This window comes from Lactiplantibacillus pingfangensis (assembly GCF_005404945.1).
In the GTDB taxonomy this organism is placed as follows: Bacteria; Bacillota; Bacilli; order Lactobacillales; family Lactobacillaceae; genus Lactiplantibacillus; species Lactiplantibacillus pingfangensis.
In genome coordinates this window covers 40,364-65,628 of the sequence record NZ_BJDG01000001.1, presented here as the reverse complement: position 1 = coordinate 65,628, position 25,265 = coordinate 40,364, and the positions used below count along the sequence as shown (strand labels likewise).

Genomic DNA, 25,265 nt, shown 5'->3' with positions numbered 1-25,265 from the left:
TTTGGGGATGTTCTGGATTCGACAGGTATAGTTTGAGTTCGGATTGCGATTCGTGGTTGTGCCACGTAAAACCACTCAGTTTATTTATAACTGCAAAAAATAATAACAATTCTTACGCTTTAGCTGCCTAAACAGCGCTAATCGTAGATCCTCCTGAGATCGTCCATGTCTCAGATCTGGGTCCTAAATTAAGTGGACTTACGCTCAATGCTCACACCTGAAGCAACGAGAAGAGACTAATCGGGTTAGCGGTTACTGGGTGCCCTGACATGTGGCGTTTGTAACGGCGAATTTCAAATAATGTGTCTATGATCGTAGATATTCGAAGGGCAATATGCTTGGACGCGAGTTCGACTCTCGCCATCTCCATAACAGAGTTTTAAACAAACACAACGAACTCCAGAATCGTTGCTATGGCGGCCTTAAATGGTAATTATCGAAACATTGAAATCTCTTAGGACTCGAACTAGGGATAGTCAAAATTAATTGCTAGCGGGCTATATGTAAAAGCTACCTTAACGGGTGGCTTTTTTTGTCAAAAATAGTCAAGTCATACGTAGCTTTATTAGTTCTATCTTTTTGATAAAAAAAGCCCGGATAATTAATCCCAGCTTACTAATTCTTGCATTCATTTTCGCTTTTAAAGTATTTGTTGCAATGCGTGATACATTAATCTTTGTTCTTTAATGCAAAGTTAGAAATTTTACCACACACTATTTTCAAGATCAATTTTGCATTTTACTCCAGCATTACAAAAATCTATAAGAATCTCTCGTAATCTTTTTATTTCGTGATTTGTTTCTACAATTGAGCTCTCTATGTTTTCTCTTATAATTTCTTTAAGTTCATCAGGAGCATTAGGATATCTTTCAATATACATCTCTGCTACCTCAGCATTATTAAAAATATTGTTCATTATTTTCTGCACTTCACTATCCTGACTTATAATACCTTTAAGCTCTGGCGCAAAAATTTTTGTTAATTTAAATCTATATCTATTTAGCTTTTCACCCATAGTTTCTGAGTACTCTCTAAAACTATCTACTCGTTCCACAAAAATATACCAATCTTGCTGCCTCAGAAACGTTGTATCTTGATATTCAAATATTTGCGCCTGCGCATGAAATTCAAAATCAGAAACTAAATCGACTATTTCGGATATATATTTAATTCTATCCGGTACTTGATACATGGCTATAGTCATACGCTGATTCTCTTGAATCTGTCTACTTGTTAATAATACAGTAACAATAGACGTTCCAATTAATGCAATCCATGTCCCAATATATTGACCCCAAAAGCTTAACCAATCGCTCGGTTTGAGAGTTGGAAATACCCTTTCTTTTTCAATGAATGCCGGAACTACTATGGCTATTAAAATTAATACCATGATAGCTATCACAGAACTTCTTTTTGATGTTTTCTTCATCGTATAGTCCCTCCAAAATATTAATCCCTTAATATCATAACAAAAGTCCACCACATAATCGTGACGACTTTCGCTCTTTCTTTATCTACTTCTGCAGATACTGTTAGTGCCTTTACCAACTTGTCTAATGATTTTTGATATTCTTCATTTCCATTAATATGTTTTTCAATATTCATATAAAGGTCACTTGTTACAGTGTTCAATAATCTATATTTTTCTCAATCATCGACATCATTATTCGGTTAACGACTCATACTGGATTTTCTGCAACTACAGGATTTATATCTCCACATACAGGCTCTTGCAATTGTATTCTAACTGCAAAATCCTGTAATTGCTTTAATAATTCATTTTCAGTCTTCTTTGCTACGTTCAGTGCCGCATCTAGTTTCTCGTTTTTCTGTCTGTTTCTTTTATGTTTATCCTTTCAATTTCAAAATCATTTTTAAAATTCGAATCAAAAAAAGCCGTACTTTGACTAGTTTCAAATGTCCAGACACTCCATCTTTACTGCCAAATGAAAGTCACCTCGTCAGTTATATCAGCTCTTATTAGCCAAAAAGGTCTCATCAAATAGCCACCACAATGGCGGTCATTTGATGAGACTTTTTTAATTGATTATCGATCTTAAAATATTAAGTTTATGACCGGCGTTTACGCCAAAACATTAGTGGACTGAGTAAAGCTAATAATACGAGTCCCCAGCCGCTATTGCGCACATTTGACGTGGTTTCGTCTGTTTGTGGCAATGTCGTTGCATTAGCCTTAGCGGTCGTGGTTAATGATTTGGTTGCCGCGTTGGTTTTACCAATCGTCGCCGCTTGCCCATCTTGGATAGTGTCCGGCGTGCCTTCACTGCCATTGACTTGCGCCAAGTTAGTCACTAAGGTCTGTTGATTAGTCTTAGTCGACGTCGTTGATTGACTAGCAGTCGTTGGCTTAACCACTGTAAGTGTTGCTTGTTGTGACAACTGCTTACCGGTTGCATCAGTATAAAGATACGTGATGGTATAAACACCTGGTTGAGTTAAGGCAGCTGCCGTAACTGGCACACCATCTTCCGCATAACTGACAGTGACTGCGGTTGGTGAGACTTGATGCCCATCCGTGGTCATTAATTGCGCAATGTTACTCAATGGTGACCAGCTTTGACCAGCCGTAATTGTTGGAGTTGTCGTCGTTAAGGCTAAGTTGGACAAATCAGCTTTAACCGTCACCGGTACGACCGCCGTCGTCACATTACCATCGGGATCAGTATACGCATAAGTCACTTGATGCTGACCAACTGGTAATTGTAGTGCAGTCCCAGTGACTGGTTGACCATCCAAACTGAGCCGTAACGCCGTTATTGGAATCGTTTGGCCAGTTGCAGCCAGTGCCTTAGTCAACCCCATCGTTGCATCCCAACTCAATGATTGCTTAGGCATGACATAGTAAGACTGCTGAGTAGTCGTTGGTGTTAATTGGGCCGCTGACGCTTTAAGGGTTAGTGGGCTGCTCGTCGTCACTGTATTACCGTCAACATCGGTATACGTATATGTGATCAAGTAAGTTCCTGGCTGGTCCGTCTTAACGCTGCTGTCGGCCCCACTTTGAGCCGTTACAGTAACCGCCATCCGTGGACTAGTTGCCGTTAACGGTTGACCATTTTCATCCATCGCTTGTTGTAAATTATCTTCGGCTTGCCAGCTTGTTTGTGACCCAGCATACTTCGTGACCGGTTGCGCTTGTAACGAAGCCTGTGATTGCTTGACTGTGACTGTTGTTTGGGCCGTCTTTTCATTGCCGACTGCATCACGATATAGGTAAGTCACGGTATAAACACCAGCTTGTGTCGGATCAACTTGATTATCGGTGGTTGGTTGCCCATCTTTAGTAACCGTGACAGCCGTGATCGTCGTTGGTTGCCCAGTTGCATCTGTTACGCTAGCTAAGTTCGCCGCAGTCGGCCAAGTTAAATGCTGGTTACCAGTAAAGAAGCTGACGGTGTTTTGTTTAACCGCGACCGCTGCTTTAGAAGCTTCAACGTCAATTGTCGCGGTATCCGTCCGTTCATTACCAGCAGGATCAGTATATTGATAGGTCACTTTGTAAAGTCCGGCCTTAGTATAATCAACGGTATCAACTGGCGTTTGATCACGGGTAATCGTGACTGCCGTTAACTTAGCTAACGACAGCGGTTGGCCATTTTCATCCATCGCTGAATCAAAGTTATCACTTGACTGCCAAACTGGTTGACTCGTTGCGGGACCAACGATTACTGGCTGATCAGTCGCCTTAGCTTTCACCGCCGCTTTGGTTGCAACAACGGTGACAACGCCATCAGCGGTTAGCGGATTATCAAAATTATCCACTGTCGCAAAGTGAATCGCATAAGTTCCCGGTTGCGTTGCAAGTTCCGTTGGTGTCACTGAACTACCATCAGCAGCTGTCATTGTCACCGTAATTGGATGTTGCATACTTGAAAGCGCACCAGTATTAAGGTCACCAGTATGCACCGTGCCATCGGCGTTATACAGCGTCGTACCATCAAAGGTGTAAATTTGCTGATCAGTTTGATCCTCGGCTCCCAAAAACATATCTAACACGGTGAGATTGCTTAGTGGGTTCCAAGTAGCTTTTGGTCCTGCCAATTGAGTGGTGTCTTTGCCGATAAAGAAGCGTTTATGCGTGTAGGTTTCTGATGCCGCAGTCGAGCGATCACTGCCATATAAGCCGACTAAATCATCAGTACTGTATGTCCGTTGTGTACCATTAGCAACCCATTGATCGAGAAAAGTTCTCCCACTGCCGCCATCCAGATTAACCGAATGATCTAATGTATTGTCCGGACCCAACGTTAACGTGGTCAAATTTGGTAATTGCGTCAACAAGTCGCTGTCATTATCACCCGCATTGATTTGGAAATGTGATAAATCTAAAGTTGTCAAGCTCGACATCATGCTAGCTAAGCCGTAAAAATCAATCGCTTGTTTACCATGATTAACACTGCTCAAAGTGAGCGATGTCAGCTTATTGAGATTTGCAAATGGGTGTTCCATTTGTGGGACGTACGTTAAATCAAAAGTTGGTAAAATTAATGTCGTTAACTTCGAATTCGTGCCACCGGCCACAAAATTGTTTAAAGTAAAGGTACCAGTATCACCAGGATCGTAGCCAACTGAGGCCGTGCTTAATGAACTTAGATCTAGGCTCGTTAAGCCATCTAAGCCTTGGAACATATTGTTCATATCAAAGACTTTACGTGTATCAAAACCGCTAACGTCTAAAGCAGTAAGACTTTCATCACCTTGGAACATATTATTCATCCACAAGACTTTACTCGTCTTAAAGTTAGATAAATCTAAACTCGTTAAAGCAGGCATGTTATAAAACATACTGCCCATATCAGTCGCATTCGTTGTGTCCAACGCGGTTAGATTGTTAATTGTCGTAACATTTGTTAGCGAACTGAACAGCCCATTAATTCCTGCGCTAGCAGTGACCGGTCCATCAAAGTCAACCGTTTTAATTTGATTTCGATACGCATTCCACGGACTGACATTAACATTATCACTCAAATCAGCCAATGTACCGGCTGACAAATGCAAGGTGCCATCAGCAGTGATTTTCCAATCAATTCCGGTTGGGTCATTCGCAACACTTGTCGCAATATCTGGTGCTGCCACTGCGGCACTCATCTTCATCAGTTGTACTCGTGGCTTAGTCGTCGCTGGTTTGTCCGAAACTTGGGTCGTGACTGTCTGGGGGTCAGTTGACTGCTCTGAAATCGTTCCAGAATTATTAGTCTCCTGCTTAGTTGTATCAACTGGTATTGCCGCTGGCTTAGCTGTGGTGTCACTAGTGTCCGACTTAATAGGCGTAACAGGCTTGTTAGGTTGGACAGTTGGCTTAGTGTCCTCAGACGGTTGTGTTTGATCATTTGCTGGAGTTGCTTGTTTAGCTGTGATCGTTGTACCGGTTGGTGCTGGGGTATTTTTAGTCGTTGCCCCATTATCAGCGGTCGACTGGGTGGGACTGACTGGTTTGGTCGTAGTGCTACTAGTTGATAATGCCACGGTCTGACTACCAGTAGCGCTTGTCGTAGTCGTGACTTGACCCGCAGTTGGCGCTGCGTCAGTATCAGTTGTTGCCGCTTGGGCATTCAATTGACTCAGTTGCCAAGTTGCTGAGATTGTTGCTAATCCAACATAAATCCATAAATTACCATGCTTGTAGCGTGGCTGTGTTCCCCGATTAAATTGTTTCATGAAGCCATCCCCTAAAAATATAATAAGTAAAAAACTTAAAGAGTTCCCCGACATGACGCATTGAGCTGTCAAAAGATCAGCATGGTTACCAAAAAAATAGTCATTCTTAAAATAACTAGCAACTAATCAGCCGATAATTAACAACCGTTACTAAACAACACTTTGATTGTAAGCGTTGTTGTTAATAAAATCCATACTATATATTAGAAAAATATTATTTTTATTCTTAATACAGCTAACAAACATTTGATTGAAATCAATATGAACCGTTACCGCTGTAATGTTTTAGCGCCGTTTCCGACTTAATTTAAAACTAATAAACTACATAGCGCAGAATAACAATCAACTAGCCGTTTTTCACCATTAATTGGTGCTATCACCAAATTAGTACTGTACACTAGATGCACCAATACCCCCAACCATGCAACTAGTTGAGGGTATTGGTGTATCTGAACTTATTTGGTTACGCATCCAGTTCTGCTTTTAGTGCGTCTGTTGCAATACGTGAAACATTAACGTGTCGTTGCTTAGCTAAATCATTTAAATGTTTTTCTTTAACCATTTAGCCATATCAACTGAAATATATACAATCCGCTGATTCTCTTCCAATTGCCACGATGATGGATCCTGTGGCTCTGGATAAGTCTCACCATCAAGCATCGTTGCAATCGCATCCTCAGCTTGATAAGCAAGATCTGCCATCGTATCGCCTTGTGTCACCATGCCCTTAATATTAGGAGACGTCGCAACATAATAATGACCGTCTTCATCATTGTACGTTGTCACAATAATTGGATATACTAGTCGTTTTTCCATTGTCTGATTGAGATATGCCAAAACAGGCTTATTTTAGACCTGCTTGCTTTCTGATTGCCATCTCTCTGAGACGAATCGGCATATCCTTCCTCCCTTCCAGTTTCATATAGTAGTATTTTATCAGTACCAAATGAACCAAAAAATCCCTGCACTATCAAAGTAGTCAGGGATTCTTATAGACAACTCAGCTAAACCGTTTGCGGCTAAATCCGAGCTGAACCAGTAATTTATAAATCAATGGGACCAAGATAAAACAAGCAATCGAATTAATAGTCGCGGCCAACAAGCTCGAAAAAGCCCCTATGACAGCGACCTTAACAGACGCTCCTGCCATCAATGCCACAATTACACCGTTGCCCCAAGAAGTGACGATCTTAATCACGCCGGCAGCCAGCGAGACAACATAGAGTTTGGCTAAATGCTGTTCATCATAACCAACCAGCCGAAAAACTAAACTCACCGTCGCGGCTAGAATGATTGCCTCTAGCACTGTCAACCAAGCTGTGGCGGCATAACCATTCAAAATGTCAAATAACCCCAACCCAATCGCGCCAGCAGTGGCACCATAACCAAAACCTAACTGCATCAATGCGATTACCGTCAGAATGTTACCAAAGTGAATAAACGGCCGGCCCACAATTGCGGGTAACGGAATCCGTAAAATACTAATCCCAATAAAAATAATTGCTGCAAACAAGCCCGCAAAAACTAACTTTCTCAATTGGACGTTTTTTCCCATAGCATACCTCTTTCAACAATTTACTAATTTCATTTTAATGCAATTATAGTCAAAATCATAGACCTGTTTTCTGAAACTTCTCATCCCGGCGCGAGTTATCGCCACGTGCTAAGCCCATGAGTTGACCTGGCTGCGCCGTGGTTGTCACAATCAACTGGGTGACAGCCAGCAGATTATACGCGGCGCGGGGCATTTGATAGTCGTGGCAAAACAAGTAATAGCCCAAATCAATCCCAATTTGCCGCGCAACGGCCGCACCATCACCCGTCAATTGTAGCTGGTGACCAGCCCGTCGCACTAATCGCTGTAATACTGGATCCCGGCGAATCTCCGGGGCCGCGCTCGCTAAAATTAACTGTGACCGCAGCCGAGCACTTTGTTCAGCATTGACCCGCAAATCTCCTTTTACCACATTCATCACCCCAATCAACTTATCGGCTTAATCATAGAAGTTATTCTGAAAGCTGGCAACCTAAAACACCTCTAATAACGCCCGTCTGACGGTGATTTTATCAAATGATAAATGAATTTATAGACCTCGTTTCACGGTTCATCGGAAGTAATCCGTCATCAACGAAATGTCATTAATTTTAAAATTATATTGATTAACTATTTTCCAGTTAAAAAAAGCCCTGGATAATTAATATCCAAGACTCTCATAACCATTAATTAACGATCTTCGTCATGTAACCCAACCAGCAACACGATTACCCCAATAATCAATGCGCCAACAAAGACCATGAAGATTGCAGGAATCTTAAAGCCAATCGCAATCAATGCGCCCACCAAAAATGGTCCGATGGTCGCACCAATTCGACCAATGGATTGGGCAAAGCCCATTCCCATGCCACGCACGGCAACGTCGAACTGTCCCGGCGTAAAGGCAATCATGATTCCCCAGGCACCTAAAGTAAAGAATGACAACAGTGCCCCACTAATGAGAATCATCGTTTCAGTCGTAGCCGTTCCAAATGCCCAAGCACTCAGCATCGTCCCCAATAAATAACTCGCCAAAACAATTTTACGAGGATAGTTACCGATTAGCCAAGCGGCCAAATAGTAACCCGGTAATTGCGCGAGGCTCATTAACACCGTATAGCCAAAACTGTGTACCACGGAGAAGCCACGCATGACCAGCACACTTGGTAGCCACAAGAACATCCCATAATAAGCAAACATGATAATAAACCATAACGTGCTCAAACAGAATGTTGCCCGGCGGTACTTCGCTGACCAAACTTCCCGCAACGCTGGGCCAAAGCCCAACTGACTCGTTACTTCAGTGGCCGTCTTTTCGGGTAAGTGTCGTCGCATGAGTAAGGCATATACACCCATTAATGCGGTAATCAACACCGTAATCCGCCAGCCGAACTTTGGCATCACAACAAATGATAAGACTGAGGCTAGAATCCAACCAAACGCCCAGAAACTATCGACTAAGACTAACATCCGTGCGCGTTTTGTCCCGGTAAAATGATCCGCAATAATCGTCGCCGCGACTGGCAATTCGCCCCCAAGACCAATCCCAGTAATAAACCGCACCGCTAAGAACCAGCCCACATTTGGCGCTAACGTTAATAATAAATTCCCAAATGAGAATAATAGCAAGGTCATGATTAAAACTGGCTTGCGGCCAATCTTATCCGCCAAATAACCACAGCCGAGTGCCCCAATCATCATTCCTAATGATGTGATGGCGCTGACTGCCCCCATTTCACTCGCTGACAATTGCCAGCTTTGCTTGATCACCGGCATGATAAACGACAGTAACGCAACATCTAAAGCATCGAACAGCCAGGCCGTCCCAATTAGTAATAAAAGCTTATTCCCTTTGACTTCCATTAGTTAAATCCCCCATGATTTTCCTAAATAGCAGCGCTGCTTGTTTTAGGTATTTAGTACCTTTAAAGTGTCATCAGATTACCATGTGAGATTTTGACTGTCAACTTCCGGTTTTTAACCGATAAACTTTTGCCGGGCGACCAGACGTGTGCTGATGAGCTAGACCAATTTCAGTAAACAAGTGCACATGGGTCTTTCGAAAATTCGAATTATCAATCTCCCGTAACGGTTTGCGCAACAAAATGGCATAGAGCTCACGGGCTTGTTTTAAAGTAAATTCTGACCCTAAAACTAATAAAATCGTGGGCGCATAGTCCAACCGGTTCCTCACTCTCAACAGGGCAGTTCGTAAAATCAGCGTATGATCTGCCGTTAGACCACTAGCTGTCACAAACGGGCGTTGATCCTCATAATAAGTCGCTGCCGACACCGTCTCTGGTAACCCCACAAAGGTCAGCCCATGACCTTGTAAATTATAACCTTTAGAATCTGGGCAAATGGCGAACCAGTCAACCGCTTGCGCCCCATAGCCCGGAACTAATTTCGGCATCGTCGGCAAGTAGATCATATAAGTCAACGCCAATTCACGTTCGCCCGGTCCCCGATGGGTGTTGGTAAATGTCGCTAACTGTTCGGTATGGAAAGTTGGCAAACTTAAGCCTAACTTCTCCCGAACTAACCGTAATGAAGCCGCATCCGCACTCTCATCGGCATGCAAGTAGGTCGTCGGCAAGCCCCAAGTCCCCTTAAAGGGTGCTTGTGAGCGCTGTAATAATAAAACAATTAATTGCTGTGTGACCTGATCAAAACTCCAAATAACATTAGTAATACTGATTAAGGGGCGATTGACTACTTGGCTGCCAGTCATCTTTAAAACATCTCCTACAAAAAGGCCACGACAAGTTGCGTCGTGACCTACCGTTATTTTTTAATTCATTTGTAAAGCTTGTACGGTCCAGCCATTGATTGCTGACTTTTCAATAATCGCTTTTTTGATTTCCCAGACATCCGCCTTGATATAGCGTTGTCGAGCGGTCATTAACGGAATATCGGAATAAACCTGCTGACCTTTATTAATTGTTACGCGCATTTAATTACGTCCTTCCCTAATGCTCAGGAAATTTGGTAAATAATTCTGTGTATTGATACTGGGGCAGAGTACTTTATACTAAAATTACTTTCTTCAAAATCTGAGATGCTTATTTAATCAACGGTTCGGTTGATCCACATATCCCGAACCAAGAACTAACTTTACCATACTCCCTGATTTTTAGCTAATGTTTTGACTTTCAGTTAATCCTTTCTTAAAATTTCTCATTAAATCAGCTGTGTTAGCGTTGTCATTTAGTCTAAAACGCTATAAACTGGAAAGTGATATTTAAGGGGGTTTTACTTATGCGCAATTATAAAAATTTTGTTTATGGCGGTATCTCCGCAGTCTATCTCGTTACTTTATTCGCCCTCTACCATTTGATCCGTTTGGCTTATTTTCTCTTCTTCCTATAAAAAGACGCTGGCCCACAAATGAGTCAGCGTCTTTTCGTTTATCGATGCCATAAATAGCGATTGACCGCCAGCGCCACCTTAGCGTTTTCGTGTAACTTGCTGTGTTGGGCCTGCGCGCCGTGAAAGTCCTTTTCAGTATAGTCAACGCTGCGACCACGTAACAAATACTTAATCGAGCGGGCCGAAACATTAGTGACTAAACTGTCCGAATTAGAGCCATCATCTAAGTTACCAACAATGTTAAGTAAGCTGACCCCTTTCGGAAAGTGCTGCCGCTTCGCCACGAGCAACTCATATGCCGCATGTTCATACTTGGGACGACCAGACGTCAGTAATGAATTTTGGTTCGCAACATCGTCTTCGCCAACGACCCCGTCGAATGGCCCAGCAATCGTCACCAATTTTTTAATTTTTGGAAAATTACTGGCTTGCGGCGTCATTAACATGTTCACACTTGCCACGCAGCCGGCTGAATGCGCCACAATATTATACGTTTTGAATGCATGTTGTGCTTTGACTGCGGTGATGACTGAAGCCAGCCAAGCGCTCTGCTGATTGTATTGGCCCAAATTATTTTCAAATACCACTTGAATAATCGGATTTCGCGTTTTAGCAGCCCACTTACCGCTTAGTGTGACCGTCCCGGTGGCACTAACCGTCGCCACGATCACTTTATGTGCATGCGCCGTTTTTTCAGCATGCGCAATCAAGGTATTCGTTGACTTGGCGCTGCCTTGAAAACCATGCACATAAAACGTTGGTTCTTGACTAGTCACCCATGCCGGTTGCACCTTTTTTGCACTTGAACTGCTTGTGGCCTTCGAGTGCGACTGCCGATTTGCACAACCACCCAAGCCCACAACCACTAATAATCCCAAACATAACCATTTCACTAATCCAAACTTTCGCACGCTAGTTTCGCCTCATTCAACTTATTTTACCAATTACGTCTAATCTGTACTAATTCATCTTTTAAATACGTCGCCGACAATTGTAAATACGTGACGTGCTTTCCCGGAGTCGGCGAATGCAATAGCCAACCGTCACCAGCGTACAATGCCACATGATGTAAGCCTCCCTTGCCTTGTTCGTGCGCAAAGAAACACAGGTCGCCCGGCTGAACAGCTGCGACCTCTACTGGTCTGCCGTTAAGGACTTGCTCACTGACATCGCGGGCAAGTTCGACACCAATGCAGCGATGTAACGCACAAACAAAGCCTGAACAGTCAAACCCATACGCACTCAAGCCGCCCCACAAATACCGCAAATCCAAGAATTCTGCGCCTAATTTAACCATGGTCTCCCCTGCCGTAAGATCTGCGGTTGGAAAATCAAACTGGGTCGCACGTTTTGCCACCTTCGCCGGACCTAGTGGCGTTTGCACTAGATCATACAACGGCGCTTTACTGGAAATCACCGCTAATTCTGTCCCGAGGCTTAATTGGAAAATGGTACTGCCGTCGGGGCGCAGTAATGGCGTAAATGGCCGTCTAATCACGACTGTCGCACCAGTTTGAACTGGTAACGGCGCCAGCGATAATTGGGCTGCCCACAGCCAGCCCGGATAGCCTTGCGGATGTTGCGCATCCTTTTGTGACACCACATAGCCATAGACCCAACCACCAACCTGTCGTTCAATTAGAATGGGGTCATTAAACAGTGCTTGCGTCACACACAAGTTTTCTTGTTCCAAACCCATTGAGTCAGCATCTGTCATCTGTCCAACCCAGGCGCTCAAGCCTTGTGAATCGAGGGCATGTTGATCAATCGACCGCAATTTAGGTTGCCGCCATACCGTGGCAACTGCAACCCTCACCCTTGCTGTTTGCATGTCATCACCGTCTTTTCTAGTTATTATCTGAAGGTTAAAAGGGCTCGCAAGCACTGTCATATAGGCAACGGGAACTTCCAAATTAGTGGTAATCCCGCTCCGGCATGCCTCCGCTAAACCTAGCCTAAAAAACAGTTAAATTAGCTGGAAGTCGCCGCTGATGGCATCGGCCGTGAAGGTAGTGTTGGGTCGGCATGTTTCTTGCCGGCGTTACGCCACGGACTGTCCGGGACACTTGCGATTTGTGCAAGTGTTACGGGCGAGGGACAAGACGTTCCTCAGGCTTGACCCGGTCCCACGGCCGCATGTTATCAGTGGCAACTGGAAGCGGTCATGTCAACTAATATTCATGCCCTAATTATTGACGTGGCAGTAGTTACTAACGATTTTGATCTTTCAACCTTTAGTTATTATGTCATAATCGTATTTTACTCCCAATGATAATCAACAGTAAAGTTGTTATCCTTTCTGATGAAACCACGCCATGAGATTAAAAATTGCTGTGAAAGTATGCTATCATATGACTAATGACTTAGGAGGCGTTTGCGCTATGGATAAAACCGATTTGAAGATTCTGAACGCCTTACAGACGGATGCTCGTATCTCGTTAAAAGCCTTGGCTGATCAATGCTTTATTTCATCGCCAGCAATCTCAGCTCGCATTTCTCGGCTAAAAAGTAGTGGTATCATTCGTGATTATCAAGCCAACTTAAACTATCAGAAGCTGAATTATCGGATTAAGGCCTATATTCAACTGCAACTCGAACCAACTCAAAAAGAACGGTTTTACCCGTTCGTAGAAAGCATTCCAAATATTTTGGAGTGCGATTGTGTGACCGGCGAATATTCTCAAATCTTGAAAGTGATTTTTGAATCCACGCAAGAATTGGACGATTTTGTCAATCAACTGCAAACCTTCGGGAAAACAAGCACCCAAATCGTTTTCTCAACGAGCGTTCCTAATCGCGGCTTTAAGTTACCTGATGACCATGATACGAGCCATATCGTTGACTAAAAAAGTTTGAGCCTAAAATGGCCCAAACTTTTTTAGTCAGCGTACTGATTCATCACATAAATTGCGAGGGTTCCTAGTAGCCAGAGACCCAATAATGGCAATAACACGAGTTCACCAAAACTGTACCAGCCGATAATTCCCATAAAACTAATTTCAACACTATGCACCAGCACTAATAGTTGCAAGTAGCCCCGATAGCGCCATTGGACAATCATCCCCATCAAGAAGATAACTAACATGACGCTAGTGAAAAAATAATGTACCATCCGACCTAACCCCTTTTTGAAAATCAGTCAAAGCTTTTCAAGCTAGTTTCATTGTCACTAACTTAGCACTGATTCACAATCGAGGTTTGGTAAACCCTTTGTAATTTTTCAGTAAACTCAAGCGACCCGATCACTGTCCGCCGTCGTGAGCACCGCCATTAAGATCAATTCAATCACCGTGAAGACTAACGATAGCGGTGGCCAGACGAACACAATCATGGCTGCCAAGCCAACACTGAGTATCCAGAACCACCAACTCGTATGGAGACGATACACAACCATCCGCCGAATTTTTGCACTCACTTCTGGATGATCGGCCTGATTTGCCACGATAATGGCGTGTGATAAGGCAATGTACGCCAATGCCCATAACAAAAATATAATGAAATAAAATAATTCTGGCTGTGGTTTCGTGATAAATTTCCCGGCCCAGGCAGTCGCAACTGGTAAAACCGACATCGACAACAACCACAAATTATTCAACCAATAGATCCGTTTAGTCACATGCTTTGTTAGCGTCAACATATAATGATGGTTATACCAAGCGACTCCGATAAACAAGAAACTAATCAGGTAAGCTGCTAGGTAACTGCTATTTTCCGCCATCGCTTTAAAGGTTGGCTGATCCGGTATTTTAAATTCCAACACCATAATGGTCATCACAATCGCAATGACCGCATCAGTAAAAGCTTCAACTCTTCCTTTGTTCATAGGACTCCCGCTTTCGGTTTCAATCATAATTTAAATAATAACACGAAAAAACGCCATCCATCACTGGATGACGCTCATAACTTTAACCTTGACGTTCTTTCAGGCTTAATTTTTCAACATTTAGTTCTTTATCGACCCAACCGTCCACAAAACTACTTTCATGGCTTACAAGAATTAAATTACCTTGGAAGCTCTGCAAGGCTTGCTTGAGCCCTTCCTTAGTTTCATCATCCAAATGATTAGTTGGTTCATCCATGATCAAGAAGTTACTTGGAATGAGTTCCAACAAAGCCAACTTAACTTTAGTCTGTTCGCCACCACTCAGTAAGTGCATTGGTTTCATCGCATTAGCAGCATTGATCCCACACTTCGCCAACTTCGTTCGGATTGTCTTCGGTAACATCGTTGGATAGTCGTTTTGAATCGTCTGTAACGGCGTCCATTCTGGATTATCCCAGTCTAAATCTTGATTAAAGTAATTGATTTTAGCCGATGGTGAAAAGTTTGACTTGCCACCCAATGCTGGAATCACACCTAAAATTGATTTGATCAAGGTTGACTTACCAACCCCGTTAAAACCTTTAAAGGCCAACTTTTCGCCATTCGTCATTGAGAACGTGACTGGTGCGAGTAACGGCTTGCCATACCCTACCGAAAGTTTGACTACGGCTAAGGCATTTTGTGAGCCAGTATCCAAATATGGAAAGGCAAAACTAGCATGGGTATTTTCACTCGGTGGATCGACCCGGTCCAAATGCGAGAGCATCTTTTCCCGCGACTTCGCCATCGTTGACTTGGAACCCGCCTTATTTTTGCGGATGAACTTTTCAGCCTTATCAATCACCACTTGTTGCTTTTCAAAGGCTTTTAATTGTGCTTGTTTACGCGCTTCTTTTTGGCGCATTGCTGACTTGAAATCACCACGATACTTAATAATCTTGCCAAAAGCCACATCACAAATACAATTCGTGACATTTTGCAAGAAGTCATAATCATGGGAAATCACCATCACGGCCCCACGGAAACCATTCAAATAGTCTTCCAACCATGAAATGTGCGCAGTGTCCAAATAGTTTGTCGGTTCATCCAAAATAATCACATCTGGATTTTCAAGCAATAATTTCGCCAAAATAATTTTAGAACGTTGTCCACCAGACATTTCACTAATAACATGGTCGCGGCCAATTTCATCAAGACCTAGCCCGGTAATCACCCGTTCCATCTCGGTCTCAATATCATAGAAGTTATTGGCTTCGAGTGTTTCTTGAATCCGGCCAGCCCGTTCCAATAGGCCGTCATCCATACTGGTAGCATAATCAGCGTAATATTGTTGCATATTCGCATCCATGTCATAGAGCCGTTGGAACGCCGTTTTCAGAAAAGCATATAAGGTCATCCCCGCTGGAATATCCGCGTATTGATCCAAATAGCCCGTCCGCAAGTTCCGTTGCCATTTAATTTCACCTTCTAAAGGTAAAATTTGTCCGGTTAAAATTTTAATTAAGGTACTCTTGCCGGCCCCATTTTGGCCAACAATGCCCATATGGTCGGCCCGTTCTAAGGTAAAGTTCGCGCCTTCGTATAACTTACGATCGGCAAAACTTTGCGACAGATCTTTTACTTCTAGTAACGCCATTTTATTTTCATCCTACGCTTTCATTAATTAACTCTGCAAAACAGGCCCCGTTGACTAACGAGGCCTGCAAAGTAAGGTTTAGCGGCGCTATGCCATGACTAAATCCTTATCCAACTCATATTGCATATGAAAATACATGTGATCACCAATTGGCTTAATCCCAACGGTTTCATAATCATGACGATCATAAAGCTTTTTGGCGCCAGGGTTAGCCATATCCACGTTCAAACCGATCCGTTTTTGACCGGCCTGACGCGCATACTTAGGTAAGGCGGCTAATAAACGACCACCAATACCGTGCCCCTGATAATTAGGATCAACTGCAATTGAGTCCAAGTACCATTCATGTTCATAACTCTCTGCTTCAGCTTCAAACGCTGAACCAAACGCATCGTTGCCCGCAGTGACCCGCGCTAACACGTCGTCTACGGCATCTTCATTCTTGTCGGGGTAACCAAATGCCACCCCAACCACTTGACCATCGGCCTCGGCCACCACCGTTGTTGCTTTCTCAGACAAATAAGCTGGTGTCTGATAAGCTGCAGTAATGGCCTGCTCTAAGTCAGGTTCTGGAATGTCGTCTAGTTCCTCAAGTTGCATTTCATCAAAGATCATATTAATTAGCGGTGCTATCTGGCCCGCATCATCCTGATCAGCTGGTCGAATCGTTATCACAAATAGTCCTCCTTCTTAGTAGTTAATACCTTACTATGAATCGTCGACGTTGTCAAAATTCAGAACGCGTTAGTAATTTCATTTTTTCCAACTTGTCAATTAAATAATGGATAGCTGGTTATTCCCGCCTACCGGGGGCGTCGTTTGGGGCTGGAACGCTGTGAACCAGTTTTGAGCCAAAGGGCGGTCTCAAAAGCTGGTTTTTGACTAACCTCGGAAGCCCACCGCGCTAAGTCAAATGCCACGGCTGAGCCCCAAACGACACCTCCTCACGGCTATGCGGATTCTCTGTTTTAAATTAAGACCACAATTATAAAAAAGTGAACTGGACAGGGCCTAGCGCAATATTAGCAACATTCGTGATGGTTGCGTCGCATCGGCCGGTTTTGTCGACATTCTAACGCGGAAAACGGTCACGCCCGATGCAATCAGTGACGCCCGGAAGCAACGCTGTACTGGTACGACCGTATTTATTAGTAATTTTCGTCTTTCAACACTTAGTTAGTAAAAAGGACGCCAGCCAAATACGTTTCAGATACCCATGCAGCTCATTCAAATCGAAAGCGTTGGCTAACAATATTTTCGACCGCTATTCGAGTTTGCCTCGTGGTATACTTAACCTTGAAATTATTCTGAAAGGATTTGAGCTTGTGAATATTCGTGACATTGATCATATCGTTTTAACCGTCACCAATTTACCGCGTACCTTGCGCTTTTACCATGAAGTCTTTGATTTACCAATCATTACCTTTGACGGTGACCGTCAAGCAGTCTTGGTCGGCAAACAAAAAATCAACTTTCAAGTGGTTGATGAACCACATGAACCCGTTGCTGGCACCCCCACTCCGGGTAGCGCCGACTTGTGCTTCATTGCCAAAGATCCGATTGAAGCGATTCAACATCATCTAAAGAGTTACTTCGTTGATATCGTTGCGGGTCCGGTTGAGCGAACTGGCGCTCACGGTAAATTAACCTCATTATATGTCCGTGATCCTGACAACAACTTAATTGAAATCAGTAATTATAAGTAAACTAATTTTTAGGCCGTTTTGAAAAAAGTAACCAAAACATCAGCCGATCATTGCTTGAAGAAACTTCTCAAGTCATGATCGGCTGATGTTTTTTTAGTGATACTTATTTTACACCACCATAACATTGTTGAATCCGAAACACGGAGACTCCCCCTGCCCGCTGATTCAGTATTTCAAAAACCTATTCAGCGGCACCGATAATTTCACCAGCAGTCACAGTTTGCGACGCGTTTAACGTCAAGTTATGAACTTGTGCCATATTGGTAATGACAACCATCATCGTGGTAGCTTTCCCAGCCGCCTTGATGGCATCTAAATCAACGGTTGCAACCGCCGTGCCAGCAGCAATCTGGTCGCCTTTAGCCACGTGCAACGTGAATGGCGTCCCGTTCATTTCAACCGTATTAATCCCCATGTGTAATAAAATTTCTAACCCTGAGGCCGTTTTTAAACCCAGTGCGTGTTTTGTCGGAAAAATGCTCGTCACTTCACCACTAACTGGCGCAACAATTTCGGGCGTTGTCGGCTCAACCGCATAACCATCCCCCAATAGTTTCTGCGAAAACGTCTCATCGGCCACGTCACTGATTGGCATTAGCCGACCGGTTGCCGGTGCTTCAAACACCGTCGTTAGTGGTACTTGACTAGTCTCAGACGCCGAATCAGCAACCTCGGCAGTCGATGTTGTTGGTTCAACCGCGTCTGGCGCTGTCATCGCCACTTTGCCGGTAAATAAAGACTGTAATGCTTCGGCCACAAATTGGACTTCAGTCCCGATAACGATATGAATATTGTGCACGTCCAGAATATTTAATCCAGGGACACCGGCGGCCTTCACGGCTGGTTGGTCCACTTTTCCAGTATCCTTCAACTGTAATCGCAGGCGCGTTGTACAGTTACTGATCACGCTGATATTGTCATGACCACCAATCGCGGCATAAATTTGTTTGGCTTGGCGCATAAATTTATCATCCGTCGCATCTGCCGCAACCATCGCTGTGCCGGCGGTTTCGGCCACTGCAACTTTTTCACGTCCAGGCGTCTTTAAATCAAATTTTTTAATAGCAAAATCAAAACCAAAGTAATAAATGGCAGCCATCACTAAGCCTTGCACGAGCAGCATGTATGGCTTATTCGCCAACGGCATCCGGAAACTCAATAAATAATCAACTAAGCCACCGCTAAATGAAAAGCTTGCCGTCCAGTGCATCAAAGCTGCAAAACCGAGCGACAGGCCCATGAAAATTGCATGTAACACATACAGTGGCCAAGCCACAAACATGAATGAAAATTCAAGCGGTTCAGTCACACCAGTAAAGAATGACGCGAAGGCACCGGCCAACATCAACGACCCGGTTTCCTTTTTATTTTCAGGTAAGGCGTTGCGATAAATTGCATAAGCACCAGCTGGCAGACCGAACATCATAATTGGGAAAAAGCCAGCTTCGTACATCCCAGTGACGCCTTTGACACCCTTGCTCGCCCAAAAATTGCCAATATCATTAATCCCAGCCACGTTAAACCAGAAAACTGAGTTCAAGGCATGGTGCAAACCAGTTGGAATCAACAACCGGTTAAAGAACCCGTACAATGCCGCGCCCACGAACCCCAGTTTTGAAATACTGGTGGCAAATGCGACCATTGCACCATAAACTAGCGGCCAAACAAAGTACATTGCCGCCGTGAAAAATAACATCACAAATGCCGCAATGATTGGCACTAAGCGTTTACCACTAAAAAACGATAACGCCATCGGCAACTTAACTTCATGAAACCGATTGTACAGTGCCGCGGCAATTAAACCGGCACAAATACCGACCAAAACATTCTGATCAACGTACTTGAAAGCGTCATTCAATGAACTCGCTTTAACATTAAGTAAATTCGTCAGCCCAATTGGATTGGTCGGACTCAACATGGTTGTAGGCACCAAGTAAGCCACAACCCCGGCAATGGCCGCCGCGCCATCCTTATTCGCCGACATGCCAATTGCCAGACCAACGGCGAACAATAACGCGAGGTTATTTAAGACCACGTCGCCACCGTTAATCATGAAACGTGATAAAATCCACGCCTTTGGTAAATAGTTACCGAGCCCCACTAAGATTGCCGCTGCTGGTAAAGTCGCAATCGGCAACATTAGCGATTGGCCCATTCTCTGAAAATATGTCTTCATACCAATTTCTCCCTGATCTCTTTTTCAATACGTTGTAAATCCTATCACATCATGCTGTTCCAGGAAAGTTCATTAGGGCGAAATAGGGATAGACCAATTGTGTTTGAGACCGTTTTCAACCTTATGATGTAATGGATTTAAGCAAATGAAAAAAGTTCTGAAATATTTCAGGACTTTTTCATAAAGATTCTTCAAATGTGTTTTTTGACCATCAGATTGAAATTGGCACCGCAGTTTGCTTAAATTGCCGCATCGTTTCTGCTAAATGGACTTCTTGGGTCACAAATTCATGGACGCGACAAACATAATCGTGTTCCCGGCCGAGTTTAGCAATATAACCATTAATATAATCCACTTCAGTCGGACGTCCTTTTGAGAAATCCTGATACATGGACGGATAATGATACTTATAAGCTCGACTCACCGTTTCAACCGAATCAATTTCTTCTTGCCGGGTTTCAATCAGCTTAATTCCCGCCCGTTCACAAGCATCATAGGCTTCATTGAATAGCTGTGTCGCCATGTCTTTGACGCCTGGATAAGCAATGAATTGTCCCATCTGAATTTCAAACATGGTACAGAGACTATTGGTGACCGCATTAAAGACCACTTTAGACAGACACATGCCCATAAAATTATCCGACCAAATCGGGTTTAAATCCGCGGCCTTAAAGTCAGCCATCACTTGATTGGTCACGTCGTCTCGCTCACCCGCATACTTGCTCATATGCATCACTTCACTACCCACCGGTCCCATAAAATCAACGTCACCGGGGCCATTCAGCACCGTTGCAATCATGGCCGTGCCACCGATAATATGATCAGCTGGGAAATATTGGGCGATTTTTTCAAAATGACCCATGCCATTCATCGCTGAAAAGACATATTGATCTTCATGAAATAACGGCGCATCTCGTTGCAGTTCATCGGCTAACTGCATTTGCTTCTTGAAAATTATCCAAACATCTGGGTGTCCAACATAGTCTTCTGGCGTGTAAATATTGATTGGGACAATCCGCCGATTCTGATGGTCACGTGCGACCTGGACCCCAGCTTGCTTCCGAACCTGCTCAAGATTAGGCTGCCAAGTTTCAATAAAATCCACCGTGACCCCAGCATTTTCTTGCAACATTACGCCATAGCGGTAACCCATCGCACCCGCGCCAATAATGCCATATCTCATTAACAACAACTTCCTTTCAAGTAATCAACAATTGTGATTCTTTTACAGTATGATAAAACTAGGTGTCACGTTACCGTGTCGAAAACGATCTTATGTGTTTAAAACAAGACGAAAAAACGGCCCTTGGATATCAGTTATCCAAAGGCCGTTTACACGGGTTCCCACCTTAATTTGACTAACACTCACATGCTAATCCTCAGCACGTTCAAAAAGACTAAACGTGTGCACAATAATGGGTGCGCCCAACGAACCTCGAAAAGTTCGTGCCAAAATCTGAACTTTAATTAAATTGCCATGACACCTTCCCAACTAACGGTGCTTTCTTAGCATGTCAACTTAACGACTCCTTCAAATCATTATGACTTTTTCATCAAGTTTTAATGTTGCTATCATATTATCATTTTTTGATTTTGTCAACTAACTTCGATAACCCTGTTGATTCTTAACCGATTCAGTCCAGACGCACTCTAATCGAGCACAACTTACTTAAGATTCTTAATCAGCTTGGTTAAGCGTATTTAACAATGGCTTCCAATCGAGCGACCAGATTAGTCCTAACGCGTGTTCACCAGTCAACGTCCCCATTAATGGCCCGATTTCACCCGTTTTCACGCGTACAGCTGGGAATTGGTAACGCAGCTCACTCGCCCAATCTTCCGCAATTTGTGGATCGTTAGCACTAATCACATCCAAGCGAACCGGCAATTGTTGCGTAATGACGAACCGATCAAAGTCATCCTGGACAGCCTGTTGGGCATTTTTCAAGGTCCGTTCTTTCCCGAGCACTTGCAACTTACCGTGTTCATTAAACGTAATAATCGGCTTGTTGCGTAACACCATTGTGCCGGCTAGGCTACTATTATTATAAATGCGCCCATTTTTGACCAAGTGTCGCATGCTGTTGACGATTAAAACCGTCTTGGTCATCGCACGCAGACGGGTCAATTGTGCCAAAATATCCGCCATTGGATAGTCTGCCAGTGCCATCGCTGCGGCAAGTTTCACCATATTAGCAGTCCCGGCACAGGCCGTCTGGGAATCAAACACTTGCACATCCAAGTCTTTAACCGATGGAGCATAAGTTTTCAAATTATTCACATACCCACTGATGCCGCTACTCAACCCGATCACTAAGACTTGGGTCACGCCCTCAGCTTTCAAATCATCAAAAACCAGCTGCATTTCTGGCATTGAAATTTGGGATAAGGTGGGAATATCTTTTTCAACTTTCAAGAGGCGATAAAATTGATCAGCCGTGATATCCACATTTTCATGATAAACGTGATTACCAAACATAATCGGATCATTAACAACGGTAATCTTATAGTCTGCCGCTGCTCGGGCCGATAAGTTGGCCGAACTATCAGTGACAACCGCAATTTTCATTTGTTTCACTCCAATTCAGAGACTGGGTAACGCCCGAGGATTACGGTGTTACCAGCCACCTGTCAAATACGAACCATGTCCGCATTAACGTTTTTTAGTCAATAAAAAAGACACTTACACACAGTATACTGTACGTCAGTGTCTTTTTTCAAACTTGTCCAATTAGAATTAGGCTAATTTAATGGTTGCGCGTGTCTGCTGCGAAGATGCTACTTGTGTCTCACGCTTGGTCCACTGCGTCGAAAACCCAATCGGTAGGGCCGTGACTTGTGATCTGCCACAGGTCGTTAAAAATCGGTTTAATTGTCCAGCAGTGACTATAGTCGTTTGATAACAGGCTGGTGTTTGTAACTTAATTGAGAAATCAGCTTCATTAGCGTTGCTTTGAAGCGTCGCGGCTGATAATTCAGTAAATAATAAGTAGGCTTGCGGCACTTCGGCCAACGGATGAACTGAATACTGACCGTTTTTAACATTAAAAGCGGTGCCGCGGGTCTGATGAACCCAATGCTGTGCCGCCACAATGACATCATTCAAGACACTATTGGCGGTTGCGGTACTACCGGCGCCAGGACCCGTGTATAAACTCTGACCAATCGCCGTACTGGTGACGGCCACCCCATTCTGGACACCGTTAATTTGACTTAAAGCCGACCGATTAGGAACAGCCACCGGCGCCACGCGACAATATAATTGTCCAGCATGTCGTTCGGCTTCGGCTAAAAGTTTAATCTGCCACCCGGCTTGTGCCGCTTGCCGACATTGCGTTGCTGTCAGCACCGTAATCCCGATGGGACGAATCTGTGAAAACGTTAAGGCCTGACCGAAGGCAAACTGACTCAGAATCATCAACTTGTATGTCGTATCAATCCCACTGACATCGTTAGTCGGATCACTTTCAGCGTAACCAGCCGCTTGCGCAGCGGTCAGCGCCTGTTGGTAAGATTGCCCGGTCGCGGTCATCGCGCTTAAAATATAGTTCGCCGTCCCATTGATGATGCCCGCAACTCGCTGCACATCATCGGTCACATAACTATCTGTCAAAGTCCGTAAAATCGGAATGCCACCGGCGACACTCGCTTCATAAAATAAATCACAGTGCTGCCGCTGGGCTAATGCCGTCAAGCGCGCACCAGCCGTCGCAATCAGATCTTTATTAGCCGTAATCACCGATTTACCATGCTGTAACGCGGCAACAATGGCAGCCTCGGCCGTCACTAAGGTGCCCATGACTTCAATCACAATTTGAATATGCGGGTCGGTCACAACCGCCTGAATTGAATCCGTTAAACGGGTCCCAATCGGTAATTTGACCGCTCTAGGCGCATTCAAATGATGCACGGCAACCGCTGCTAAGTGCAACCGAAAGCCTTGTGTTTGTTCAATAGTTGTCGCAGCTTGCGTTAATCGCGAAATCACGCCACTGCCCACGGTGCCAAATCCTAACATGCCCACTTCGATTGTCTGCGTCATTTAAAACACCTTCCTTAATTAGATCTTAGCTAATGCTTGGTCTAGATCAGCAATTAAGTCATCGACATTCTCGACGCCTACTGAAATCCGAATCAAGTCCGGTGTCACGCCGGCGGCTAAGAGTTCTTGTTCATTCAACTGCGCGTGTGTCGTGGAGGCCGGATGGATAATTAATGATTTGGCATCCGCCACATTCGCCAGTAACGAAAATAATTTTAACTGGCTAATTAAGGCCTTTCCTGCTGCTTCACCACCAGTCAAGCCGAGTGTGAAAATTGATCCCACACCATTTGGAAAATACTTCGTGGCCAGCTGATGATAAGGACTGTCCGCTAGTTCTGGATAATTGATCCAAGCCACCTTAGGATGCTGATTTAAATAGGCCACAATTTTGCGGGTGTTTGCCACATGCCGTTCAACTCGTAATGACAGTGATTCCAAACCTTGTAGGAGTAAAAATGAGTTGAAGGGACTAATCGTCGCCCCCGTATCACGGAGGGTTTCCGCCCGTACTTTGGTCGTAAAGGCCGCCCCGCCCAAATCGGCAAAGACCAAGCCATTATACTGGGCACTCGGCGTCGTAAAGCCCGGATACTTACCACTCGCTTGCCAATCAAAGTGACCACCTTCAACAATCACCCCACCCATCGTGGTGCCATGACCACCAATAAACTTGGTGGCAGAATGGACGACGACATCCGCGCCGTGGCGCAGTGGCTGCACGAGATACGGTGTGCCAAAAGTATTATCAACGATAAAAATAATCTGATGGTCATGGGCGATTTTAGCGATGGCTTCAAAATCAACGAGATTGATACCAGGATTGCCGATGCTTTCAACGTACAAGGCCTTCGTATGCTCATTAATGGCGGCCGCAAAGTTTTCAGGATCATCGGGGTCCACAAAATGGGTGGTGATGCCTAACTTTTTCAAGGTCACGCTGAATAAATCAAATGTGCCCCCGTACAAGGTATTGGCGGCAACAATTTCGTCGCCCTGTTCGGCAATGTTCAAAATAGCTGCGGTAATTGCCGCCGATCCAGTGGCTAAGGTCACACCGGCGGTTCCATGTTCCAGAGCAGCAACCCGTTTATCCACCACATCAGTCGTTGGATTCGTCAGCCGGGTATAAATATTGCCGGCGTCCGTTAAGGCAAACCGACCCGCAGCTTGCGCGGCATCTTTAAAAACATATGACGTCGTTTGATAAATTGGCACTGCCCGTGAACCCGTTTCATCGACCACTTGACCAGCATGCACTTGTAAAGTTTCAAAATGATAATTAGTTTTTTCTGTCATC

22 protein-coding genes and 1 other RNA gene are annotated in these 25,265 nt (G+C 44.2%); 3 read left to right on the top strand and 20 right to left on the bottom strand.

From position 1 onward, the window contains the following. The first annotated feature begins 3 nt into the window (after window positions 1-3). Window positions 4-372: a transfer-messenger RNA gene (ssrA, locus tag FFM74_RS00315) on the top strand. Between the two features lie 331 nt (window positions 373-703). Here the strand turns inward: ssrA and FFM74_RS00310 are convergent. The 11 genes from FFM74_RS00310 to FFM74_RS00260 all read right to left on the bottom strand — a co-directional run bounded on the left by FFM74_RS00310 (window position 704) and on the right by FFM74_RS00260 (window position 12,413). Beyond that, window positions 704-1,429 carry a hypothetical protein gene (locus FFM74_RS00310; RefSeq protein ID WP_137624666.1) on the bottom strand — a complete coding sequence of 242 codons (726 nt, stop codon included), beginning with the start codon at window positions 1,427-1,429 and terminating at the stop codon, window positions 704-706. 20 nt (window positions 1,430-1,449) lie between these two features. Further along, entirely contained in the window at window positions 1,450-1,632 is a 183-nt protein-coding gene (locus FFM74_RS00305) for a hypothetical protein (RefSeq protein ID WP_137624665.1), read from the bottom strand. A gap of 438 nt (window positions 1,633-2,070) precedes the next feature. Then, window positions 2,071-5,679, bottom strand: coding sequence for a BspA family leucine-rich repeat surface protein (locus FFM74_RS00300; RefSeq protein ID WP_171000608.1), 3,609 nt, complete (start codon window positions 5,677-5,679; stop codon window positions 2,071-2,073). Window positions 5,680-6,219: 540 nt separating this feature from the next. Further along, the gene (locus tag FFM74_RS00295; protein ID WP_307722401.1) at window positions 6,220-6,495 is read right to left on the bottom strand and encodes a type II toxin-antitoxin system HicB family antitoxin; all 276 of its coding nucleotides are present in this window, start codon (window positions 6,493-6,495) and stop codon (window positions 6,220-6,222) included. A 184-nt stretch (window positions 6,496-6,679) separates the two neighbouring features. Further along, window positions 6,680-7,234, bottom strand: coding sequence for an ECF transporter S component (locus tag FFM74_RS00290; RefSeq protein ID WP_137624663.1), 555 nt, complete (start codon window positions 7,232-7,234; stop codon window positions 6,680-6,682). A gap of 55 nt (window positions 7,235-7,289) precedes the next feature. Then, a complete protein-coding gene (locus tag FFM74_RS00285) occupies window positions 7,290-7,652 on the bottom strand; it encodes a hypothetical protein (protein ID WP_137624662.1) in 363 nt (120 codons plus the stop codon). A 251-nt stretch (window positions 7,653-7,903) separates the two neighbouring features. Beyond that, window positions 7,904-9,076, bottom strand: coding sequence for an MFS transporter (locus FFM74_RS00280; RefSeq protein ID WP_137624661.1), 1,173 nt, complete (start codon window positions 9,074-9,076; stop codon window positions 7,904-7,906). A 100-nt stretch (window positions 9,077-9,176) separates the two neighbouring features. After that, window positions 9,177-9,944, bottom strand: a complete 768-nt coding sequence (locus FFM74_RS00275) for an NrtR DNA-binding winged helix domain-containing protein (RefSeq protein WP_137624660.1) — start codon at window positions 9,942-9,944, stop codon at window positions 9,177-9,179. A gap of 60 nt (window positions 9,945-10,004) precedes the next feature. Further along, window positions 10,005-10,166, bottom strand: a complete 162-nt coding sequence (locus FFM74_RS00270) for a hypothetical protein (protein WP_137606561.1) — start codon at window positions 10,164-10,166, stop codon at window positions 10,005-10,007. Between the two features lie 454 nt (window positions 10,167-10,620). Continuing rightward, a complete protein-coding gene (locus FFM74_RS00265; RefSeq protein ID WP_223877119.1) occupies window positions 10,621-11,493 on the bottom strand; it encodes an alpha/beta hydrolase in 873 nt (290 codons plus the stop codon). Between the two features lie 26 nt (window positions 11,494-11,519). Continuing rightward, a complete protein-coding gene (locus tag FFM74_RS00260; RefSeq protein WP_137624659.1) occupies window positions 11,520-12,413 on the bottom strand; it encodes a C40 family peptidase in 894 nt (297 codons plus the stop codon). 550 nt (window positions 12,414-12,963) lie between these two features. Here FFM74_RS00260 and FFM74_RS00255 point away from each other — a divergent pair. Beyond that, window positions 12,964-13,428, top strand: coding sequence for an Lrp/AsnC family transcriptional regulator (locus FFM74_RS00255; protein WP_137624658.1), 465 nt, complete (start codon window positions 12,964-12,966; stop codon window positions 13,426-13,428). Between the two features lie 32 nt (window positions 13,429-13,460). On the opposite strand, the gene FFM74_RS00250 is transcribed toward FFM74_RS00255, so the two are convergent. The 4 genes from FFM74_RS00250 to FFM74_RS00235 form a co-directional block, all read right to left on the bottom strand. Next, window positions 13,461-13,694, bottom strand: a complete 234-nt coding sequence (locus tag FFM74_RS00250; protein ID WP_137624657.1) for a hypothetical protein — start codon at window positions 13,692-13,694, stop codon at window positions 13,461-13,463. 117 nt (window positions 13,695-13,811) lie between these two features. Next, complete coding sequence (locus FFM74_RS00245) at window positions 13,812-14,405, bottom strand: TMEM175 family protein (RefSeq protein ID WP_137624656.1); 594 nt, start codon at window positions 14,403-14,405, stop codon at window positions 13,812-13,814. Between the two features lie 82 nt (window positions 14,406-14,487). Next, window positions 14,488-16,041, bottom strand: a complete 1,554-nt coding sequence (locus tag FFM74_RS00240; protein ID WP_137624655.1) for an ABC-F family ATP-binding cassette domain-containing protein — start codon at window positions 16,039-16,041, stop codon at window positions 14,488-14,490. An 87-nt stretch (window positions 16,042-16,128) separates the two neighbouring features. Further along, window positions 16,129-16,716, bottom strand: a complete 588-nt coding sequence (locus FFM74_RS00235; RefSeq protein ID WP_137606568.1) for a GNAT family N-acetyltransferase — start codon at window positions 16,714-16,716, stop codon at window positions 16,129-16,131. 650 nt (window positions 16,717-17,366) lie between these two features. On the opposite strand from FFM74_RS00235, the gene FFM74_RS00230 reads away from it, so the two are divergent. Further along, entirely contained in the window at window positions 17,367-17,747 is a 381-nt protein-coding gene (locus FFM74_RS00230) for a VOC family protein (protein WP_171000606.1), read from the top strand. Between the two features lie 181 nt (window positions 17,748-17,928). On the opposite strand, the gene nagE is transcribed toward FFM74_RS00230, so the two are convergent. The 5 genes from nagE to FFM74_RS00205 all read right to left on the bottom strand — a co-directional run bounded on the left by nagE (window position 17,929) and on the right by FFM74_RS00205 (window position 25,264). Beyond that, window positions 17,929-19,923 (bottom strand): N-acetylglucosamine-specific PTS transporter subunit IIBC, encoded by a 1,995-nt coding sequence (gene nagE, locus FFM74_RS00225; RefSeq protein WP_137624654.1) that lies wholly within the window; start codon window positions 19,921-19,923, stop codon window positions 17,929-17,931. Window positions 19,924-20,134: 211 nt separating this feature from the next. After that, window positions 20,135-21,106: a ketopantoate reductase family protein gene (locus tag FFM74_RS00220; protein ID WP_137624653.1), complete on the bottom strand. Its 972-nt coding sequence runs from the start codon at window positions 21,104-21,106 to the stop codon at window positions 20,135-20,137. 495 nt (window positions 21,107-21,601) lie between these two features. Then, window positions 21,602-22,492, bottom strand: coding sequence for a DegV family protein (locus tag FFM74_RS00215; protein ID WP_137624652.1), 891 nt, complete (start codon window positions 22,490-22,492; stop codon window positions 21,602-21,604). Window positions 22,493-22,660: 168 nt separating this feature from the next. Then, window positions 22,661-23,965 (bottom strand): homoserine dehydrogenase, encoded by a 1,305-nt coding sequence (locus tag FFM74_RS00210; protein WP_137624651.1) that lies wholly within the window; start codon window positions 23,963-23,965, stop codon window positions 22,661-22,663. 18 nt (window positions 23,966-23,983) lie between these two features. Beyond that, entirely contained in the window at window positions 23,984-25,264 is a 1,281-nt protein-coding gene (locus FFM74_RS00205) for an O-acetylhomoserine aminocarboxypropyltransferase/cysteine synthase family protein (protein WP_137624650.1), read from the bottom strand. Window position 25,265: the final 1 nt, after the last annotated feature.